18 protein-coding genes are annotated in these 20,988 nt (G+C 57.1%); 7 read left to right on the forward strand and 11 right to left on the reverse strand.

Going from position 1 to position 20,988, the window contains the following annotated elements; translation table 11 throughout:
• Position 1 precedes the first annotated feature (1 nt).
• The 3 genes from purH to Q8O73_RS13320 all read right to left on the reverse strand — a co-directional run bounded on the left by purH (position 2) and on the right by Q8O73_RS13320 (position 4,845).
• Positions 2-1,579, reverse strand: coding sequence for a bifunctional phosphoribosylaminoimidazolecarboxamide formyltransferase/IMP cyclohydrolase (gene purH, locus Q8O73_RS13310; protein WP_305558651.1), 1,578 nt, complete (start codon positions 1,577-1,579; stop codon positions 2-4).
• Between the two features lie 143 nt (positions 1,580-1,722).
• Positions 1,723-3,699, reverse strand: coding sequence for a nucleoside-diphosphate sugar epimerase/dehydratase (locus Q8O73_RS13315; RefSeq protein ID WP_305558652.1), 1,977 nt, complete (start codon positions 3,697-3,699; stop codon positions 1,723-1,725).
• A 114-nt stretch (positions 3,700-3,813) separates the two neighbouring features.
• Positions 3,814-4,845 (reverse strand): glycosyltransferase family 4 protein, encoded by a 1,032-nt coding sequence (locus Q8O73_RS13320; RefSeq protein ID WP_305558653.1) that lies wholly within the window; start codon positions 4,843-4,845, stop codon positions 3,814-3,816.
• Between the two features lie 162 nt (positions 4,846-5,007).
• On the opposite strand from Q8O73_RS13320, the gene Q8O73_RS13325 reads away from it, so the two are divergent.
• Positions 5,008-6,363 carry an RsmB/NOP family class I SAM-dependent RNA methyltransferase gene (locus Q8O73_RS13325; RefSeq protein ID WP_305558654.1) on the forward strand — a complete coding sequence of 452 codons (1,356 nt, stop codon included), beginning with the start codon at positions 5,008-5,010 and terminating at the stop codon, positions 6,361-6,363.
• A 62-nt stretch (positions 6,364-6,425) separates the two neighbouring features.
• A complete protein-coding gene (gene rpe / locus Q8O73_RS13330; protein ID WP_305558655.1) occupies positions 6,426-7,094 on the forward strand; it encodes a ribulose-phosphate 3-epimerase in 669 nt (222 codons plus the stop codon).
• A gap of 92 nt (positions 7,095-7,186) precedes the next feature.
• Here rpe and Q8O73_RS13335 read toward each other — a convergent pair whose 3' ends face one another.
• Positions 7,187-7,420: a DUF1674 domain-containing protein gene (locus Q8O73_RS13335; RefSeq protein ID WP_305558656.1), complete on the reverse strand. Its 234-nt coding sequence runs from the start codon at positions 7,418-7,420 to the stop codon at positions 7,187-7,189.
• Positions 7,421-7,601: 181 nt separating this feature from the next.
• Between Q8O73_RS13335 and Q8O73_RS13340 the strand changes: the two genes are divergently transcribed.
• The 3 genes from Q8O73_RS13340 to Q8O73_RS13350 all read left to right on the forward strand — a co-directional run bounded on the left by Q8O73_RS13340 (position 7,602) and on the right by Q8O73_RS13350 (position 11,321).
• The gene (locus Q8O73_RS13340; protein WP_305558657.1) at positions 7,602-9,977 is read left to right on the forward strand and encodes a Tex family protein; all 2,376 of its coding nucleotides are present in this window, start codon (positions 7,602-7,604) and stop codon (positions 9,975-9,977) included.
• Between the two features lie 198 nt (positions 9,978-10,175).
• Positions 10,176-10,481, forward strand: a complete 306-nt coding sequence (locus Q8O73_RS13345) for a hypothetical protein (RefSeq protein ID WP_305558658.1) — start codon at positions 10,176-10,178, stop codon at positions 10,479-10,481.
• 234 nt (positions 10,482-10,715) lie between these two features.
• Positions 10,716-11,321: a superoxide dismutase gene (locus tag Q8O73_RS13350; RefSeq protein WP_305558659.1), complete on the forward strand. Its 606-nt coding sequence runs from the start codon at positions 10,716-10,718 to the stop codon at positions 11,319-11,321.
• Between the two features lie 94 nt (positions 11,322-11,415).
• Here Q8O73_RS13350 and Q8O73_RS20155 read toward each other — a convergent pair whose 3' ends face one another.
• The 5 genes from Q8O73_RS20155 to Q8O73_RS13370 form a co-directional block, all read right to left on the reverse strand.
• A complete protein-coding gene (locus tag Q8O73_RS20155; RefSeq protein ID WP_371135087.1) occupies positions 11,416-11,688 on the reverse strand; it encodes a type II toxin-antitoxin system RelE/ParE family toxin in 273 nt (90 codons plus the stop codon).
• Positions 11,688-11,879, reverse strand: a complete 192-nt coding sequence (locus Q8O73_RS13355; protein WP_305558660.1) for a hypothetical protein — start codon at positions 11,877-11,879, stop codon at positions 11,688-11,690. The genes Q8O73_RS20155 and Q8O73_RS13355 overlap by 1 nt, the downstream gene beginning before the upstream one ends.
• Positions 11,880-12,009: 130 nt before the next feature.
• Positions 12,010-13,509: an aldehyde dehydrogenase family protein gene (locus Q8O73_RS13360; RefSeq protein WP_305558661.1), complete on the reverse strand. Its 1,500-nt coding sequence runs from the start codon at positions 13,507-13,509 to the stop codon at positions 12,010-12,012.
• 40 nt (positions 13,510-13,549) lie between these two features.
• Positions 13,550-14,842: an aspartate aminotransferase family protein gene (locus Q8O73_RS13365; protein ID WP_305558662.1), complete on the reverse strand. Its 1,293-nt coding sequence runs from the start codon at positions 14,840-14,842 to the stop codon at positions 13,550-13,552.
• 30 nt (positions 14,843-14,872) lie between these two features.
• Entirely contained in the window at positions 14,873-16,060 is a 1,188-nt protein-coding gene (locus tag Q8O73_RS13370; protein ID WP_305558663.1) for an FAD-binding oxidoreductase, read from the reverse strand.
• A gap of 291 nt (positions 16,061-16,351) precedes the next feature.
• On the opposite strand from Q8O73_RS13370, the gene gcvA reads away from it, so the two are divergent.
• Together gcvA and Q8O73_RS13380 are read left to right on the forward strand one after the other, a co-directional pair.
• Positions 16,352-17,275 (forward strand): transcriptional regulator GcvA, encoded by a 924-nt coding sequence (gcvA, locus tag Q8O73_RS13375; protein ID WP_305558664.1) that lies wholly within the window; start codon positions 16,352-16,354, stop codon positions 17,273-17,275.
• Positions 17,276-17,394: 119 nt separating this feature from the next.
• Complete coding sequence (locus tag Q8O73_RS13380) at positions 17,395-19,095, forward strand: methyl-accepting chemotaxis protein (protein ID WP_305558665.1); 1,701 nt, start codon at positions 17,395-17,397, stop codon at positions 19,093-19,095.
• On the opposite strand, the gene Q8O73_RS13385 is transcribed toward Q8O73_RS13380, so the two are convergent.
• The gene (locus tag Q8O73_RS13385; protein ID WP_305558666.1) at positions 19,040-19,939 is read right to left on the reverse strand and encodes a heme ABC transporter ATP-binding protein; all 900 of its coding nucleotides are present in this window, start codon (positions 19,937-19,939) and stop codon (positions 19,040-19,042) included. The genes Q8O73_RS13380 and Q8O73_RS13385 overlap by 56 nt on opposite strands.
• Positions 19,936-20,985, reverse strand: coding sequence for an iron ABC transporter permease (locus tag Q8O73_RS13390; protein WP_305558667.1), 1,050 nt, complete (start codon positions 20,983-20,985; stop codon positions 19,936-19,938). Before Q8O73_RS13390 ends, Q8O73_RS13385 begins: the two co-directional genes overlap by 4 nt.
• Between the last annotated feature and the right edge of the window lie 3 nt (positions 20,986-20,988).

Consider the following 20,988-nt stretch of genomic DNA (forward strand, 5'->3'; position numbering starts at 1 on the left):
TTTAGTGCCGGAAATGCCGCATGCCGGTAAAGACCATGGCGATGCCATGTTCATCGGCGGCGGCAATTACTTCTTCATCACGCATGGAGCCGCCCGGCTGGATCACCGCCGTTGCCCCGGCCTTGACCGCGGCCAGCAAACCATCGGCAAACGGGAAGAAGGCATCGCTCGATACCACCGAACCTTTGGTGCGCAATTCGGTTTCACCGGCGTTTTTGGTGGCTTCTTCGGCCTTCCATGCGGCAATGCGCGAACTGTCAACACGGCTCATTTGACCGGCGCCAATGCCAACCGTCTTGCCATCTTTAACGTAAACAATGGCATTGGATTTGACATGTTTACCCACCCGGAAGGCAAACAGCAGATCGTCAAGTTCCTGCGCACTGGGCGTACGTTTGGTAACGACTTTCAGATCATCGCGTTCGATCCGGCCCGCATCGCGATTCTGCAAAAGATATCCGCCCGCAAGCGAACGCAGGGTCATATCGGCCTGTTTTGGATCGGCCATGCCGCCGGTCAGAAGCACACGCAAATTCTTTTTGCCCGCAAGGGCGGCCCGCGCCGCGTCATCGGCATCGGGGGCAATCACCACTTCGGCAAACAGTTTGGCGATTTCGTCGGCGGTTGCCGAATCCAGTGTGCGATTAACCGCAATAATTCCGCCAAACGCCGATACCGGATCACAAGACAAGGCCTTGTGATAGGCGTCCAGCAACGTGTCGCCTTCGGCAACGCCGCACGGGTTGGCATGTTTGATGATTGCCACCGCCGGTTTGTCGGCAAATTCGGATACCAGTTCAAAGGCGGCATCGGTGTCATTCAGGTTATTGAATGACAATTCCTTGCCCTGAAGCTGGTTTGCGGTTGCAACGCCGGGGCGCTGTTTGCCGCTGACATAAAACGCGGCTTCCTGATGCGGATTTTCGCCATAACGCAGGGTCTGTTTCAATTCCGCCGAAACATTCAGGCGTTGCGGGAAGGTTTCGCCCAGTTGCCCGGCAAACCACGATGAAATCGCCGCATCATAGGCCCCGGTGCGGGCATAGGCACGCGCCGCCAACGCACGACGGGTTTCAAGGCTGGTTGCGCCGTCATTGGCCTGCATTTCGGCAATCACGTGATCATAATCGGCCGGATCGACAATCACCGTCACCGATTCATGGTTTTTCGCCGCCGACCGGATCATGCCCGGCCCGCCAATATCGATATTTTCGATGCAGGTGTCGAAATCGGCCCCTTTCGCAACGGTTTCCTCGAACGGATACAAATTGACCGCCACCAGATCAATCGGGGCAATATCGTGGTCTGTCATAGCCTGCATATGACTGGAAACAGAACGACGGCCCAACAGGCCGCCATGAATTTTCGGATGCAGGGTTTTGACACGGCCATCCATGATTTCGGGAAAACCGGTATGGGATGCCACTTCGGTAACTGGAATACCGGCGGCTTCAATCGCCTTGGCCGACCCGCCGGTTGACAGGATTTCAACACCCTGCGCATGCAGGGCTTGGGCAAATGCGACCAGACCGGTCTTGTCGGATACGGAAATCAGCGCGCGCGCAATACGGGCAGTCATCTTGGCTTCGCTTTCATGCAACAAAGGGGATGAAGGGCCAGGCCCCAATTCGCGCGGATCAATATCACGCAACGGCGCAAATGTGGACCCCGAATTGTTGCAGGGCGGCTATTGCACTGGCACAGGGCCAATGCTGCCCAAATTTACGGCAACGCCGTGCCTTTTTGAACAATCCCGGTGTCATGATCCTGGTGCTGCCGGGCCGCAAAAATCGAATTGACGCCAAATTCCGGCGACTGGAATTCCGGCACCAGCCGCGAAACCAGTTCAAGAGTGCGAACGGTATCGCGTTGCGATGCGCTGTCGGCCAGTTCGTCAAACACTTTTGCGATCAGAGCATAATCGACCACACGCGGGGAGGCCAGCATCACCCCGTCGGTTTCGGTGGCCTCGGGCGGTTCGGAATCGTGGAACAATTCCTCATACAGCTTTTCACCGGGGCGAAGACCGGTCACCCTGATGTCGATATCCTTGCCCGGTCGCAATCCGGCCAGCAGGATCATCTGACGTGCCAGATCGATGATTTTGACCGGACGCCCCATATCCAGAACGAAAATCTTGCCACCCTCGGTCACGCCATCGCGGCCCATTTGGGCTGCCTGCAACACCAGTTCCACCGCCTCGGCAATCGTCATGAAATAACGGGTGATGCCTTCATGCGTAACGGTCAGCGGCCCGCCTTCTTCGAGTTGTCGCCGGAATAACGGCACCACAGATCCGGTTGATCCCAGAACATTGCCAAACCGCACGGTGACAAAGCGCGTCGGGCCGCGCTGCCCGACCGGCAGGGTTTCCAGTGCCTGACAATAACATTCCGCCAGCCGTTTCGACGCCCCCATGACATTGGCCGGGTTCACCGCCTTGTCGGTTGAAATCAGAACCATCGTCTCCACCCCGGCCGCCCGGCAGGCTTCGGCAATATTGCGCGTGCCCAGCGTGTTGGTCAGGATGCCTTCATTGGGATTATGTTCAACCAGCGGCACATGTTTATAGGCCGCGGCATGAAACACGATTTCAGGGCGGGTGCGGTCAAATACCTGATCAATCCGCAACCGGTCGCGCACATCACCCAACAGGCTTTCACGCGACAAATCAGGGAATTTTTCCGCCATTTCCATGTCAATCGCGTAAAGATTATATTCCCCGGCATCGAATAAAACGAGATGTGCCGGACCATAAGACGCAATCTGACGCACCAGTTCCGAACCGATAGACCCCCCCGCCCCGGTGATCAGAACCCGGCGACCGGCAATCATATGACGTACCCGTTCCCGATCCAGACGTGCCTGCGGACGGCCCAGCAAATCTTCAATCGCCACCGGCCGGATTTGCAGCGGATCGGCAATGCCTTCGCGCAGGTCGCTTATTTTTGGCAGGCGCGCCAGGGCCATGCCGTTCTGATCGGCAATCTCGACCCAACGCCCGATATCCTCGTGACGCAGGGCATCGCCGGTCAGAATCAGTTTTTGCGGACGCACGGCGTTTTTACGGGTGGCAATTTTGCGCAGCACCTCGTCAAGGCGGTCAACCGTATCATGGACCTTAACGCCGTGAATATGCCGCCCGACCCGGCCATCACTGATCGAAACAAGACCCACCACCTCAAACGGCGTTTCGCCTGACCGGCGAGTTTCGCGGATAAAAGATTCGGCCTCGTCCCCGGCCCCGATCACCAGAACCGGCACCCGATGCCCGCCCTGCCTGATCAGGCCATAAGACACTGACCGGTCCTTGACCATGCGATAAATCAGTCGCGGCCCACCCAGCAAGGCCATCAGCACAAACCACTGAATGATCGGGGTGGATCGCGGTAACCAGTCCAGCCTTGTGGTCAGGAACAAAAAGGCAAACAGAATGGCAATCGAAATCGTTACCGCCCGGGCAATCCGCGCCAGATCGCCCAGGGATGCATAACGCCACACCCCGCGATACAGCCCCAGCAACCAGAAAATCGCCCCGCCGACGATGGCGAAAACACCGGTCGCCAGCATCATGTTATCAAGCGGATAATAAGGCAGCACCGGGCCAACACGCAGATAAAGTGCGAGCGGAAAAGACACCGCCGCCATGAACACGTCATGGAGAAAGGCAATATGGCTGCGCTTAAGATATCGCGACATTCGTCCCCGGACCTGTCTGCTCGTTGTTGTGTTATCCGCGCTTTTGGCGCACAGGAAACATCCTTTTCGCCCTGCCATCACGACAAGTCAAGAAAACCGGAGCGCTACCCTGTTTCAATCACCCGTTGACTGTCCTATGCCCTTGCGCGGCAAGGGCAACCACAGCAAGGCTGCCACCAGTCCCCCCACCACCAGACAGGCCAGACCGACCCGCAACAAGGGCGACGGATCGGGCAAGGGAACAAACACCACCATTATAAGGGCCAGATTGCCGATCAGAATCAGGGTCGATACCTGCGCATGGCCCAGCCCGCGTTGCGTGGCGCGCTGATAAAAATGTTGCCGGTGCGCCTGCCAGATTTTTTCCCGGCGCAACGCACGCCTGATCAGGGTGAAGGTTGCATCCACCAGATAATAGGATGGCAAAATCAGTGCGGGAACCCACATCCCCCGCGCGGCCAGTTCCAATAACAGCCAACCCAGTACAAAGCCCAGCGGCACCGACCCCACATCGCCCATAAACAGCTTTGCCGGGTGCCAGTTCCACATCAGAAATCCCAGCATGATCGCCACAACCCCCAGCCCGACAATCCCCAGATCGACAAACCCGACCATTGGCGCCAGCAGCATCAGGATAAACAGACCCATGCCGATTGATCCGGCTTCAACGCCACTGATCCCATCGATCCCGTCCATGAAATTGAACAGATTGACAAACCAGATCCAAGCCAGCGCCACCAGAACATGATCCAGCCACAACGGCACCAACCCTTGCAAAACCGGGCCGCTGATCGCCGACAGGCCGCAGGAAACCGCAATAATCTGGCACAAAAACCTGATCCGGGCGGGCAAATTTCGCCGGTCATCCAGCCAACTGATCATCGCCAACCCGGCGGCAGCGGCCAGCATCACCCAGCGCCCGATATCCCCTGCATCAGCCCAGACAAACACCCCGCCCGCCATCACCAGCAACAGGGGTGTCACCGCCAGACCGCCGCCACGCGGAGTCGGCACGGCATGGCTGGATCGGTGATTGGGCATATCGAGAATCGCCTTGCTGCGCAAATAAACCAGCACCATCCGCGTTGCCAGCATGCTGGCAATCACAAGGCCCCCGGCAAAAACGGCTAATGCGACAAAAGACATCCTGAACCCTGTTTTAGTGGCTGTGGCGACCAGCAATGCTCCGGAATAGCGACGGCATGCGCCAATCGCAAGGCTTTTCAGCCATATCGGTACTTTACACCCTTGCCACGGGCGCTTAATTACAGGCAACCTCAAGGTTAAATCCCATCGGAGATATCGCTTTTGCCCAACCGTCGCAGACCTTATTCGCCCCCGCCAGAACGCCCGGCCGCGCAACCGGCAACACTCGATGCCGCCGATCCGCGCGCGCTGGCGCTCAAGGTGCTTCAGGAAATCCGCAGCGGCGAAATCACCTTGGACGAATTGCTGACCAAGCACAGCTATGGTCTACCTTCGCGGGATCGCAATTTTCTGCGGCAATTGCTGGGCAGTACCTTGCGCCATCTGGGCGAAATCGATGCGATGCTGGATTTGCGCTATCAACCGCCGCAGGACCGCACCGCCACCCGCCTGACCAGCGTGCTACGCCTTGGTGTTGCACAATTGCTGTTTATGGAAACATCCGATCATGCCGCCATCGACAGCACCGTCAGTCTGGCGCGCAATGTCGGGCTGCACAAATACACCAAACTGGTCAATGCCGTACTGCGCGGCATTCAGCGCGATGGTTATCACCTGCCCGATGGTATCGAGGCCTGGCAGCTTGACGTTCCGGCATGGCTGCGCGGGGTCTGGAAAAAGACCTATGGCAATGACACCGCCCAGGCGATTTGCGAGGCTTCACTGGGTCAGGCCAAACTCGACCTGACAATCCGCGACCATGACCAGATTGCCTTTTGGGCCGACAAGCTGGACGGCATTATCCTGCCAACCGGTACGGTGCGCCTTGAATCGGGGCAACGCATTCGCGACTTGCCGGGATATGGTGACGGCGCATGGTGGGTGCAGGATGCCAGTGCCAGCCTGCCGGCCAAACTGTTTTCCGCCTATGATGGCAAAACGATCTATGATCTGTGCGCCGCCCCCGGCGGTAAAACCATGCAACTGGCGTCCCGCGGGGCCAGTGCCATTGCCGTTGATAAATCCGAAGGCCGCCTGAAACGGGTATTTGACAATCTGGAACGGGTGCGCCTTGCCGCCGCCGTGGTCACCGGCGATGCCACCGATCTGGCGGCTGATGCGCCGCGTGCCGATGGCGTTCTGGTCGATGCGCCCTGTTCGGCGACCGGCACCATTCGCCGCCATCCTGATATCTTGCTGCGCGACAGCGACCGTTTGATGAAATCCCTGCTGCCGATTCAGCAAAAGCTGCTGCAACAGGCGGATAAATTGCTTAATCCGGGCGGGGAACTGATTTATTGCACCTGTTCGCTGCAACCCGATGAAGGCGAGCATCAGATCAAATCCTTTTTGGCCGATCATCCCGGTTATGCCCGCAAGCCGATTACGGCGGGCGAACTGGGCGGCTGGGGCGAGGCGATCACGCCCGACGGAGCCTTGCGCATTTTGCCAACCCATATGGCCGATATTGGCGGGATGGATGGCTTTTTCTGTGCGCGACTGGTCAAACAGGGCTAATTGCGCTATGAGATCGCCAAATTTCCCGCTTTCCCCGTCACGATCAGGATGTTTGCCCCGTCATGTCCGCGCACAACACCATTAAAATTGCCCCGTCAATCCTGTCTGCCGATTTCGCCAAACTGGGCGAAGAAGTCCGCGCCATTGATGCTGCTGGTGCCGATTACATCCATATTGATGTGATGGACGGCCATTATGTGCCCAACATCACAATCGGCCCGGATGTGGTCAAGGCATTGCGCCCGCATACCGACAAGGTGTTTGACGTACATCTGATGATCGCCCCGGTCGATCCCTATATCGAAGCATTTGCCAATGCCGGGTCGGACATCATCACCATCCATGCCGAGGCCGGGCCGCATCTGCACCGTTCGCTGCAACTGATCAAATCACTGGGCAAAAAGGCCGGGGTATCGCTGAACCCGTCAACACCGGAAAGTGCGATTGAATATGTCATGGATCTGGTCGATCTGGTGCTGGTGATGACGGTCAATCCGGGTTTTGGCGGACAGAAATTTATCCCGAGCCAGCTTGAAAAAATTACCCGCATCCGCAAAATGATCACCGCCACCGGTCGCGCCATCGACCTTGAAGTTGATGGCGGTGTGAACCCGGAAATCGCCCGCGATGTGATCGCCGCCGGGGCCGATGTTCTGGTCGCCGGGTCTGCGACCTTCAAGGGGGGGGCGGGACAATATGCCCCGAATATCTCGGCCATTCGCGGGAATTAAACGTCCAAACTTCACAAAGACTCTAAAATGACAAAGTCCGGTGTGATCTGCACCGGACTTTTTGTTTTCGGAAAGAATATGTAGATCAGGTATCAAAAATCGATACACCGCCCCTTATGTTCCCAATCGCCAAAACGGGTTGGTTCCGGGCCTTTGGGGCCGCCGATTTCGCGTTGGCGTTCGACTTCTTCCTTTGCCGCTTTGGCTTCGGCAAGGGCATTTTTGGCATCTTGCGACAGTTCGGGTGCCGGTTCAGGCGCCGGGCGGACGTCTTCCGGTACGGCTTTCGGGCGCTGGACAATGGTTTCGCGGAATTTTCCTGCCATCATGCTCTCCGGGTTTTGGCGCGGGTGGTGCTATCATGTTCTGTAACATGACAGATAGCCCGCCACACCGCCCCCGGCAAGCCCGGCGGCGACCTTGCGCCATGGCATTGCCTTAAACTGGCTCTTTCCTGTGACGGCGAAAGCCGCTATTTCAGGGCAACGAGCAAAACAAGGAGAAACCATGCGTCCGATTCCCCACCGTATCGCCGAAGAACTTTCGGTTCGTCCCGAACAGGTCATCGCCACCATCGAATTGCTGAATGAAGGATCGACGGTGCCGTTCATTGCCCGATACCGGAAAGAAAAAACCGGCGGGCTGGACGATACGCAATTGCGGAATCTGGATGAACGCCTGCGTTATCTGACCGAGCTTGAAGAACGTCGTGCCAGTGTGCTTGACAGTATCCGCGAACAGGACAAACTGACACCGGAACTGGAAAAATCGATCAACGAGGCGGATACCAAAACCCGGCTTGAGGATTTGTATCTGCCTTATAAGAAAAAGCGCCGCACCAAGGCCCAGATCGCCCGCGAAGCCGGGCTGGAGCCGCTGGCCGACGCGCTTTTGACCAATCCCGCCCTTGATCCCGAAACCGAAGCCCGCAAATTTGTCGATGCCGACAAGGGGGTAGAAGATGACAAGGCGGCCCTGGATGGGGCACGCCAGATTCTGATGGAACGGTTTGCCGAGGATGCTGATCTGGTGGCGCGTCTGCGCAAAATCCTGTGGGATGACGGCGAAATCAGTGCCTCTGTCATCGAGGGTAAACAGGCCGAAGGGGCGAAATTTTCCGATTATTTCACCCATTCCGAAAAAATCAAAACCTGTCCGTCGCACCGCGCCCTGGCCTTGTTCCGGGGGCGCAACGAAGGTATTTTGCAGTTAAAACTGACCCTTGGCGCCGAGGACGAAGACCGTCCGCGTGGCCAGCCGGGGCGCTGTGAAACCGTGATTGCCGCCCATACCGGCATTGCCGACAAGGGCCGGGCGGCTGATAAATGGTTGATGGAAACCGTGCGCTGGACATGGCGGGTCAAATTGTCGCTGTCGATCGAACTTGATCTGTTTGGCGATTTGCGCGACAGCGCCGAAGAAGGTGCAATCAAGGTTTTTGCCGATAACCTTAAAGACCTGCTGCTGGCTGCACCGGCCGGGCAAAAAGCCACGATGGGCCTTGACCCGGGCGTGCGGACCGGGGTCAAGGTTGCGGTGGTCGATGCCACCGGCAAGCTGGTTGATACCGCCACTGTCTATCCGTTTCAGCCCCGTAATGATGTTGAAGGATCGCTGAATATGCTGGCCGCCTTGGCCGCCCGCCACAAGATCGAACTGATCGCGATTGGCAATGGCACCTATTCACGCGAAACCGATCAACTGGCGGGGGAATTGCTGAAACGTTTTCCGGCCTTGAAGGCGACCAAGATCATGGTCAGCGAAGCCGGGGCATCTGTCTATTCCGCGTCGCAAGCCGCCGCCGAAGAATTTCCCGATCTGGATGTGTCGTTGCGCGGCGCGGCCTCGATTGCCCGGCGATTGCAGGATCCGCTGGCCGAACTGGTCAAAATCGAACCCAAATCAATCGGGGTGGGTCAATATCAGCATGACGTGTCAGAGGCCAAACTGGCCCGGTCGCTGAATGCCGTGGTTGAGGATTGCGTTAATGGTGTGGGGGTGGACCTTAATACCGCCTCAGTCCCGCTGTTGACCCGAGTGGCAGGCCTGTCCGAAGGGCTGGCGCGCAATATTGTGGCATGGCGCGATGTCAATGGTGCGTTCCGGGCGCGCACCGATCTGCGCAAGGTCGAACGTCTGGGGCCGAAGGCCTTTGAACAATGTGCCGGTTTCCTGCGCATTCGTGGCGGCAACAATCCGCTTGATGCGTCGGCGGTGCATCCCGAAGCCTATCCGGTGGTCGAAAAAATCAGTGCGCGAACCGGCCGGGCACTGGGTAGCCTGATTGGCGATTCGCCGTTTCTCAAAACCCTGCAACCCGATGCCTTTGCCGATGACATGTTCGGCGTACCGACCATTCGCGATATTCTGGCCGAACTTGACAAGCCGGGCCGCGATCCGCGCCCGGAATTCAAAACCGCCAAATTCACCGACGGCGTGACGGAAATCAAGGATCTGAAAACCGGCATGAAGCTGGAAGGCACCGTCACCAATGTCACAAATTTCGGGGCCTTTGTTGATATTGGCGTCCATCAGGACGGGCTGGTGCATATTTCGCAACTGGCCGACAAATTTGTTGCCGACCCGCGTGAAGTGGTCAAGGCCGGGCAAATCGTTTCCGTCACGGTGATGGAAGTCGATGCGCCGCGCAAACGCATTGGCCTGTCGATGAAATCGGCCCCCGATTATGACGCCGCTACCGAACGCCGCGATAACCGGGCGGCGGGCGTTCCGCCCCAATCGGGCCGTCGCCCCCCCAACACCCGCTCGCAAAACAATCCATCTTCGGCCCAACCGACCCGCAATCAATCATCAGGCAGCGGTTCCGGGGATGGTGGCGCGATGGCTGCAGCCCTGAAAGCCGCGATGGAGCGCCGGAAATAAAGATTTACGACGAAATTCTCATCAAAGACCTTATCAAAGCCCTGCAATCATCTGTTTGCGGGGCTTTTTGATATGTTTCCGGGTTAAAACTATCAATTTCGGCACGGAATTGCCGTAATCACGCCCTGTTTCCCCCGCCTTTGCCTGTCAGATTATCCTCAAGCGGAGTCGGAACCACTCCCGACCGAGGAGACATCCATGATGAGACCTTTTCGCAGCAAACGCGGCATCATTGCCATTATCGCCCTGATGACCGTCACCACCGCCGCCGTCGCCGCAGTCAAAATCGCCCCCAAGGCGGTGACCGATACCGTTACCATCCGCGCAGAAAAACCGCATGGCGAAGTCATCCTGACCTATCCGAACGGCACGATTGCGCTGAATAAAGACTGCGTTTCCTTTCCCTGTCATCTTGATATCAGCATGCTGGAACGCGGCGAATATGGCGTGATGATTCGGCATGAAACCGACATCATCAATATGGTCAGCCTGACCAAGGAATAACCGGGATTGCAGATTTTCATCTGCCACAACCATTGCACCCGCACGACTTTGACCCAGATAGAAGAAAGACCCGGCCTGGCTGATCACAATCGCCAACCGGTGATCAGGAAAGCACCCGTCTTCAGAGAGTTGCACGGGATTTTCGCTTCCTTCTCACCTGTGAAAAGGGCTATGGTGCGGCAGCATTGTGCTGCGACAGCACTGGTTTCAAAGAACAGATTGGGGAAATCAATCATGGCACTTACATTACCTGAACTTCCTTATGCCTATGACGCGCTGGCGCCGGTCATGTCGAAAGAAACCCTCGAATTTCACCATGACAAGCACCACAATGCCTATGTGGTGAATGGCAACAAGCTGCTTGAAGGTTCCGGCCTTGAAGGCAAGTCGCTTGAAGAAATCATTCTTGGTTCTTACGGCGATGCGTCGAAGGCAGGCCTGTTTAACAATGCGGCCCAGCATTGGAACCATATCGAATTCTGGAAAATGATGAAACCGAACGGTGGCGGCGCAATCCCCGGCGAACTGGAAAAGAAAATCATCGCCGATTTCGGTTCGGTCGATAAATTCAAGGAAGATTTCACCAATGCCGGTGTGACCCAGTTCGGGTCGGGCTGGTGCTGGCTGGCACTCGACAAATCGGGCAAGCTGGTTGTAACCAAAACCCCGAATGCCGAAAATCCGCTGGTCCACGGGCAGACCCCGCTTCTGGGCTGTGATGTGTGGGAACATTCCTATTATATCGATTACCGCAATGCCCGCCCGGATTACGTCAAGGCGTTCCTCAACGACCTCGTGAACTGGGAATATGTGGCAGAACGGCTTGCCAAGGCTTCGTGATCTTCCGAAGCACACGACACTTCAAGAGCGGCCCCGATGCGGGCCGCTTTTTTGTTGGGGCATGGTGGCAAGGCAGACATTTCATTCTGAAAATTCAGTCGGCCATTTGCGGGAACCATGAAGCACCGCAATGATATCGATCCGGCTTTCTGCAAGTCTGTAAGTCACCAGATATGGCATCCCGTTTACAATCATCTCGCGTGTCCCGGTAACCGGCCCGCCCGATAAAAGGATGATTGGCAAGCTGTGACACACTGCCGGAAATCAGATGGTAGGTTGTTTTGGCTGCGACCCGATTTCGGATTTCAATGTAATCTATAATGTCACGCAAGTCGGCAAGGGCGGTCTTGGCCCAGGCGATTTTCATTATTGGGCGCTCTCGGCAAACCGTTTTTCAAATTCAGCCAGAACATCCTCGTGCGGAACAGTTTCGCCTGCCCCGGCATCAAGGGCTGCCAGACGGTTCCGGATCAGATCAACCTGCCATTCCTGATGTTCCACATACTGACGATGGCGCATCTCTTCATCCACCCGGACGGCAAGGGTATCTTTGCTCATCTCTACGGCCTTTTGTTTACGTTGCAATACATCGTACTATATCGCAATTTGGCAAACCCGTAGACACCGCAAGTAAAAATCCCGCCAGTTTCCCGGCAGGATTCTTGAAACACAGATCAGTTCATCAAGATCAGATATCGAACTTGATTCCCTGCGCCAACGGCAATTCGCGGGAATAGTTGATGGTGTTGGTCGCGCGGCGCATATAGGCTTTCCACGCATCCGAACCGGATTCACGGCCACCGCCGGTTTCCTTTTCACCGCCAAACGCCCCGCCAATTTCCGCCCCCGACGGGCCGATATTGACGTTCGCAATCCCGCAATCGGACCCCACCGCCGACAGGAACAATTCGGTTTCGCGCAGATCGGTCGAAAAGATGCAGGATGACAGGCCCTGCGGCACGCCGTTTTGAAGCGCAATCGCTTCTTCCAGCGTTTCATAGGTCATGACATAGAGGATCGGTGCAAAGGTTTCATGTTTGACCGTATCGGTCTGACCGGGCATTTCAACCACCGCCGGGCGAACATAAAAGGCATCGGCATAGCGATCTTCGAGCAACCGTTCGCCACCATGCACAACGCCGCCATCTTTTTTGGCACTGGCAAGGGCGGCCTGCATATTGTCAAAGCTGTCGCGGTCAATCAGCGGGCCGACCAGCGTGCCATTGGCCAAAGGATCACCCACCGCCACCGATTTATACGCCGCCAGAACCTTGGGCAGCAGGGCATCTTTGACATCCTTGTGGACGATCAGGCGGCGCAGGGACGTGCAACGTTGCCCGCATGTGCCGACGGCGGAAAACAGGGTGGCACGCACCGCCATATCCAGATCGGCCGACGGAGTAACGATCATGGCGTTATTGCCGCCCAGTTCCAGAATGGTGCGGCCAAACCGTGCGGCGACACGCGGGCCGACTTCGCGGCCCATGCGGGTTGATCCGGTTGCCGAGACAAGGGCGACATCCGGGCTGTCGGTCAGGGCTTCGCCAATGGCGCGGTCGCCAATCACCACATGATGCAGACCCTTGGGCGCATCGCCAAAACGCGCCAGCGCCTTTTCAAAAATCTTCTGGCAGGCAAGCGCGGTCAGCGGGGTTTTTTCCGACGGTTTCCAGATCACGCTATTGCCGCAAACCAGCGCCAGCGCCGTATTCCACGACCAGACAGCCACCGGAAAATTGAACGCCGAAATCACACCGACCACGCCCAGCGGATGCCAGGTTTCCATCATTTTGTGGCCCGGACGTTCCGAAGCAATCGTCAGGCCATAAAGCTGGCGCGACAGGCCGACGGCGAAATCGCAGATATCGATCATTTCCTGAACTTCGCCAAGGCCTTCCTGATAAATCTTGCCGCATTCCAACGACACCAGACGGCCCAGCGGTTCCTTGGCAGCGCGCAATTCCTCGCCCAGCAGACGCACCAGTTCACCGCGCCGCGGGCCGGGCACCTGACGCCATGCGCCAAAGGCCTGTCTGGCATCGGCAATAATGCCCGCCATGCCCGATGCCGGGGTTTCGCGCACAGCCGCAATTTCCGAACCGTCAATCGGTGTGTGAACCTTCAGCGTGCCACCGGAAATTTCCGCACCCGACAGGCCAAGTTCATTCAGGATTTTGGTATGACTCACGGTAAAACTCCCTTGTTCCGTGTTTATTTCGTTTGCGCAATCACGCAACAATCTTTTCGACTTCCGGCAACAACCGCCCGATCAGGGCGAACGCCTCGTCCACCAGATCCGCCGAAATCGTCAGCGGTGCCAGCAATCGCACCACATTGGCATGTTCGCCACTGGGCATTAACAGCAATCCGCTTTCCCGGGCCAGTTGCAACAGGGCTTGCAGGCGTTTGGGCGCAGGATAACCGGCATCATCGACCAGTTCAAAGGCCCGCATCGCGCCAATACCACGCATGCCGCCAATCATCTGCCCACCGGCAAGACCGCGCAGATTTTCGATATGGCGACCATACTGCGTGTCCAGTTCATTTGCACGCGCCAGAATATTTTCGTTTTCCAGAACCTCGAAAACACCGGTTGCCGCCGCACAGGCCACCGGATTTCCGGAATAGGTACCGCCAAGGCCGCCCGGCCCCATCGCCGACATCACATCTTCGGCCCCGGTAATCGCAGCCAACGGAAAGCCGCCCCCAATTCCCTTGCCCATCACAAGAATGTCCGGGCACATACCGGCATGTTCAATCGCAAACAGTTTTCCAGTGCGGCCAAAGCCGGACTGAATTTCATCGGCAATCAGAACCATGCCATGCCGGTCGCAAAAAGCACGCAGCCGTTGCAGAAATTCCGGCGGGCAGGCCCGAAACCCACCCTCGCCCTGAACCGGTTCGATGACCACCGCACCAATGGTTTCCGGCCCGGCAACAATGGCGAAAATTCGATCCATCGCAGCAAAGGCATCATCCACCGATACATCTGTTTCAACGCAAGGATAGGGCACATGATGGACCGGGCCGGGCAACGGCCCCAACCCGGTTTTATAAGGCGTGACCTTGCCGGTCAGGGCCAGCGTCGCCAAAGTGCGGCCATGAAACCCGCCATCAAAGGCAATAACCCCGGTACGTCCGGTAAAGGCCCGCGCCAGTTTCAGGGCATTTTCCATTGCCTCCGCCCCGGAATTGGTCAGCATCGATTTTGCCGGGCCTTCAATCGGGCAGTTTTTTGCCAACCATTCCGTTACCGCAACATATGGCTCGTGCAGCAGGGCGTTAAAGCAGCTATGGGTGAAACGCGCCATCTGGGCCGCCACCTTTGCCATCACCACCGGATGGCGATGACCGATGGTCAAAACCCCGATACCGCCGACAAAATCAATATAACGCTTGCCCTCCACATCCCAGATTTCGGCATTTTCCGCCCGGTCCAGATAAACCGGATGAAGATTTTTAATCGCCGACGAGACCGATGCCTTGTGACGGGTCTGAAGGGTTGCGGAGATTTCAGTCATGATTTCATCGCGGGGCATGGGGAAAGACCATTAAATAACATTGAGTTCACGCACCGGCGCATTGTCGCGGATGCGTTCATAACCAAACACCGACAGATCAAGTGTCTGATAAGCCCCGGTTGCGATCAATTCCGAAAGCGCACGGCCAACGGCCGGGCTTTGTTGCAGACCGTGACCGGAAAAGCCGTTGGCAAACAGGAAATTGCGCAGATCGGGATGCGGCCCGACAATGGCATTCTGATCCAGCAGATTATAGGAATAATGCCCGGCCCAGGCATTGACCAGCTTGATCGCCTCGAACCGTTCGCACCGTTCATACAAACCGGGCCAGACGATTTCATCAAACAGGTAATGGTCAACTTCAAAATCCCAGCATTCCGGGTCACGATCCGCAGGCGGGGCAATGCCGGTGATGAAATATTCCCCTTCGGGTCGGAAATACAGGCCGCTGGGATCAATCAGCATCGGACAGGTAGCGTGAATATCGGCAGAATCGCGGCAATCAAAGACAAAAATGCACCGCTTGCGCGGCTCCACCGGGGCATCAAGCCCGGCCATACGGGCGACCTTTGAACAACCGGTTCCCGCCGCATTAATCACTGTATCGCATCCGAAACGACGACCATCGGCAAGCATAACCCCGGTAATGCGATTCCCCTCGCGGGTCAGGCCGGTGACTTCGCCCTGAAGATATTCCGCCCCGCGACGACGGGCCTGTTTCCGCAGAATTTGCAACAGGGAATAAGCATCGAACCAGCCCTCGCCTGTCCGGCCCCAACATCCGGCAGCCAGATCATTGGTGTTCATCCACGGATATTTTGCTTTCAACTCGTCCGGGTTCATCCAGACGATATCCGCCCCATGCGCCAGTTGCGTCTGATGGTTCTGATGCAAAATGTCGCGCCCGGATGCGGTCGCCAGAATCAAATACCCTTTTTCATGCAGGGCAATATCGGCTTCGGCGTCCACATCGCGTTTGAGATTGCGCAGGAATTCAATACCAAATCCCGACATTTCAATGTTGGCCGGGGTTGAAAATTGCTGTCGGATCGAGGCCGCCGACAGGGCGGTCGAACAAAATTCATAGGTCGGGTCTTTTTCAATCACCAGAACCCGGCCCTTGAAATCATCGCGGCCCGTCAAAAACCATGCGGCAGAACTGCCAATGACAGCCCCGCCCACAATAATCACATCGTAATTTCCGTCAGTCGAACCCATGATGGTCAGGTTTCCCGGTTTATATCGAAACCGGAACGGGACGTCTCCCGCCCCGGCATATTGGGCGAACAGGCTGTTTCAAGATCAAGTCCAGTACACAGATAACCGGCCCGATCCGGGCCGGTTCCTGCTGTTTTGTCGCATATGACAAGGCCCGGAACATCTGTGTGGTGGCACGAGGGGTCATTCCGAACCCTGATCAGGCTAAGGCTTGGCGAACAGGCATACAAACGATATATTGGCACCATATCATTCTATTTTGGAATGAACTTGTCGATTATGGAAGACATCATGCGTCGCGTCCTGCCCTCGTTGACCGCCCTGCAATTTTTTGAAGCTTCGGCCCGTTATCTGAGTTTCACCAAGGCGGCGGCGGAATTGAACGTCACGCAAAGTGCGATCAGCCGCCAGATCAGAACCCTTGAGGAATTTTTGGGTCGCGATTTGTTTCGCCGGGTTAAAAAACGCCTGAAACTGACCCCGGCGGGTGAAGCCTATGCCGCACAGGTCCGTGATCTTTTGGACCGGGCCGAGGCCGCCACCCTGCAAGTCATGGCCTATAGCGGCACCGGCGGCATGTTGAATGTCGGCACCTTGCCTACCTTTGGCGCACGCTGGCTGGTGCCGCGCCTGGGTGATTTCAAAACCGCCTGGCCTGATATCCAGCTGAACCTGATCACGCAAATTCGTCCTTTTGATTTCGCAGAAGAAGGGATTGATATCGCCATTCATTTTGGCGAGGCCAACTGGCCGGGTTGTGTGTTTCATCGCCTGATGGGGGAAACCCTGATTCCCGTATGTGCGCCGAAAATCCTTAGGGAAAATGACGATCTGCCAATTGCCCGTGACCGCATCCGCAATTGTACCCTGTTGCAACATGCCACCCGCCCCACCGCCTGGCAGGACTGGCTGACCGCCGCAGGCGTTCCGGCGGTGGATGAACTCGCCGGGCCGCGATTTGAACATTTTCATATGGTGATTCAGGCCGCTGTCGCCGGGCTGGGCCTTGCCCTGATGCCGGAATTTCTGGTGCGCGAAGAACTGGACAATGGCCGACTGGTCGCCCCGTTTGACCTCGCCATTCCCAACCAGCACGCCTATTACGTCGTCTATCCCGAAGAAAAGGAAACCACCTTTGCGGTGCGGGCCTTTCGGGACTGGATTCTGACTGCCAGCGGCAACATCCCGCCTGCCACATCGCCGCTTGTGACGTGACATCTGATTTTGATTGCGCGGCCCCTTGCCCAACCCTACAGTTCACGCCAATCATCAAAAACGTGACCGGTTTAACGGGATAAAATCTGCACAAGCAGATCATAAAAAGGGGAATCGCTTTGTCGGCACTGGGAAATCGTCTGGAACTTTATAATGTTGCCCCGGCGACATTTGCCATTCTCAAACAGGCATCCGATCTTGTTCACAGCCAAATTCCGAACCGGGTCGAACAGTTTTACGACCGGATTTGCCAGAACGAGGACCTCAAAACATCCCCACCCGATCCGCGACACATCAAGGATCTCAGGCAAAAACTGACCCGTCACTGGACCCGGCTTTTTAACGGCGATCTTGATGCGGACTTTCTGACTGAATCCGCCGAACTGGGTCGTCTGCATGCCGCCTGCGGCATCACACCCAAATTATATATCGCCGGATATAACCGAATTACCGACAATCTGATCGAGGGGATCATTGGCAAGTTCCGCTGGAATGCAGGCAAAACGGCATCAATTGTCACCGCTCTGACATCGGTGATGTTGCTTGATATCGAACTGACCCTGACGGCCTATTGCGATGCCGCCTCTGACAGCCGCCATCATGTTTCGGAAACCGGTTTTGCCGACAAATTGATGGATCGCACCATGGATATGTCGATTGCGATCAATCAAAGTGCGGTTTCCAATGCCCGCATGATGCATTCACTGGAAGATATCGACCAGCAGGCACAATCCATTTCCGCCGCAGTTGATCAAATGGTGGCAGGTATCAACGGCATCGCCCAAAACAGCCAGATCGCCAGCCGCACGGCCACCGATGCCATTGATGCCACCCATAACGGTCAGCAAACCGTCCGCAATGCCGTTGCCAGTATGAAAGATATCGCCGGTGCGGTCAGCGATGCCTCGGATCGGGTCAGTACACTGGCCGATGCATCCCGGCATATTGGCGAAATTGTCCAGTCGATCGAGGAAATCGCATCCCAGACCAATCTTCTGGCGCTCAACGCCACCATCGAGGCCGCCCGCGCCGGGGATGCCGGCAAGGGATTTGCCGTGGTCGCAAATGAAGTCAAAAACCTTGCCAGCCAGACGGCCCGCGCCACCGAGGAAATCCGCCAGCGCATCGCAACCTTGCAGGAAGAAATGCAAAATATCGTCGGTGCGATGAATCGTGGCACCGGTGCCGTCACCATGGGGCAACAGGTCATGGATGATGTCGCGCATGGCATGGAGGATATCGGCAGTAAAATGACCGAAACCACCCGCCGGATCGAAGATATTTCCGCCATTCTCGGCGAACAGACCGGGGCGGCCAATGCCGTGTCGGATGGTGTCACCCATATTGCCGGGCAAACCGGCGCACAGGTTGCGGCCATCCGGTCGGTGATTACGGTGATGGGCGGCATCGAACGCCTGATTGATGTGCAGGTTGGTGAACTGGTCGGTTATGACATCCCCAACCGCACCATCCGCAGCGCCAAGGCCGAACATGCAGTTTATTGCAAAAAAGTCGCTGAAATGCTGGCCGGGTTAGGTAAAATCGCAGAAACCGATATTGGTGATGCCGGAGCCTGCCGGTTTGGTAAATGGCTCAACAGCCCTGCTGCCGCCGGATTGCGGAATTTAAAGGAATTCGAGGCCGTCAAATCCCCCCACACCGCCCAGCATCAGGCGGGCATCAACGCCATTCGCGCTTTTAACACCGGCAATATGCCCGCCGCACTCACCGCCTTTGCCGATATGGAAAAGGCGACACATGATGTCATTGCGCGGCTTGATGCACTGGCACTGGCGGCAAGCCGGATGACGGCGGACTGATCCCTACGCCGCCCTGCCCATCACGAATATGTCCATCACTGATAAAGACCGGCTGTTGCGTGACCGCATCGCGGATCAGCCGGATCGGGCTTTGGAAAACATCCGACAAAATATCGGGCACCATCGCCTGAAGGGTTGGCGCACAAATCACCAGCCGCCCGGCCTTGAGGATTGCCACCCGGTCGGCATAAAGTGCGGCCTGATTGAAATCATGCAGGATCGCCAGAACCCCGACCCCATAGTCCATCGCCTGTTGCCGCGCCACACCCAGCAACGCATGTTGATGGGCGATATCCAGCCCCGCTGTTGGTTCATCCAGCAACAAAAACCGATGCCCGCCCGCCTCGCTTTTCCCGGCGACGGGTGCCATATCCATCCCCCATAACTGCACCAGGGCACGCGCCAGATGCACCCGCTGTTTTTCACCGCCGGACAATGCAGGATAGGCCCGGTTCGCCATCGCCGTCAGATCGGCCAGCGCCAACGCCCGGTCGATCATCTCCTGATCCAGCCGCCGGGGTGATATCCGGCGATAGGGGGCCCGACCCAACGCCACGATATCGCGCACCGAAAAGGGAAAGGCCAACATCGAGGCCTGCGGCATCACCGACCGGCGTTGCGCCAGTTCACCCGCCCGCCATGCCGACAAGGGCCGCTGATCGAGAATCACCTGCCCCTGCGTCGGGGCCATTTCCCCGGCCATAAGCCGTAGCAGGGTGGATTTCCCCGCCCCGTTGGGACCCAGCACGACCAGAACCTCGCCCGGCCTGACTTCAAGCGAGATATCGGCCAGCAATACATGTTGCCGCACTGAAAAGCCGACCTGTTCCAGTACAAGGCTCATATCCGCCTCCGGCGTCGTTCCTGCAACAACATGACCAGAAAAAATGGCCCGCCCACCATGCCGGTCACAAGCCCGATTGGCAATTCGGCCGGCAGGACAATCACCCGGGCAATCGCATCCGCCCCGATCAGAAGCCACGCCCCGCACAAGGCCGATCCCGGCAGGACAAACCGGTTATCGGGCCCGATCACCAACCGCATCAGATGCGGGGCCATCAAACCGACAAAGCCGATAATGCCCGATACGGCCACCGCCGCCCCGACCACAAGGGCCACCGCCATCGTCGCCCGCTGTTTCAGGCTTTCGACCTCGACCCCCAAATGACGCGCTTCGGCCTCGCCCAGCAGGAACAAATTCATCGCCTGCCCCAACGTCACCAGATAACACACACCCAGCACCATGATGATCAGGGCAGGCACATCCGCCGGACCATTGCCACCCAGCGCCCCCATCTGCCAGAAAGTCAGACTGCGCAATTGCACGTCATCGGCCATATAGGTGAAAACACCCACCCCGGCCCAGGCAATCGAACTGATCGCAACCCCGATCAGCAACATCATTGCCGCATCGGTGTGTCCATCCTGACGCGATAATTTGCGGATAACCGCAGTTGCCAGCAACGCCCCGCCAAAGGCCGCCACCGGCACCCCGTAAGGACCCATCGCCGTATAATAGCTGCCCAAAATCATCTGCCCGCAGACAATCATCGCAACCGCGCCCAACGCGGCACTGGCCGATACGCCAATAATGCCCGGATCGGCAATCGGATTACGAAACAGGCTTTGCAGAACGGCCCCGGACAGGCCCAATGATGCCCCGATCACCAACCCTCGCACAATACGCGGCAGTCGCAAGGCATCGAGAACCCGGCCGTTAAAATCGCCAATCCCCTGATCGGAAATCCCGATCCGAAAGGCCAGATGGCGCAAAACATCCATTGTGGTGATATCCGCCCCACCCGCGCCCAGCGATATCACCAGCGTCATCAACAAGATCACTGCCATCACCAGCAACACCAGACCGGTGCGCGACGGAAACCGGGTCAAAGA

It is taken from the genome of Thalassospira sp. (assembly GCF_030690045.1).
Lineage (GTDB): Bacteria > Pseudomonadota > Alphaproteobacteria > Rhodospirillales > Thalassospiraceae > Thalassospira.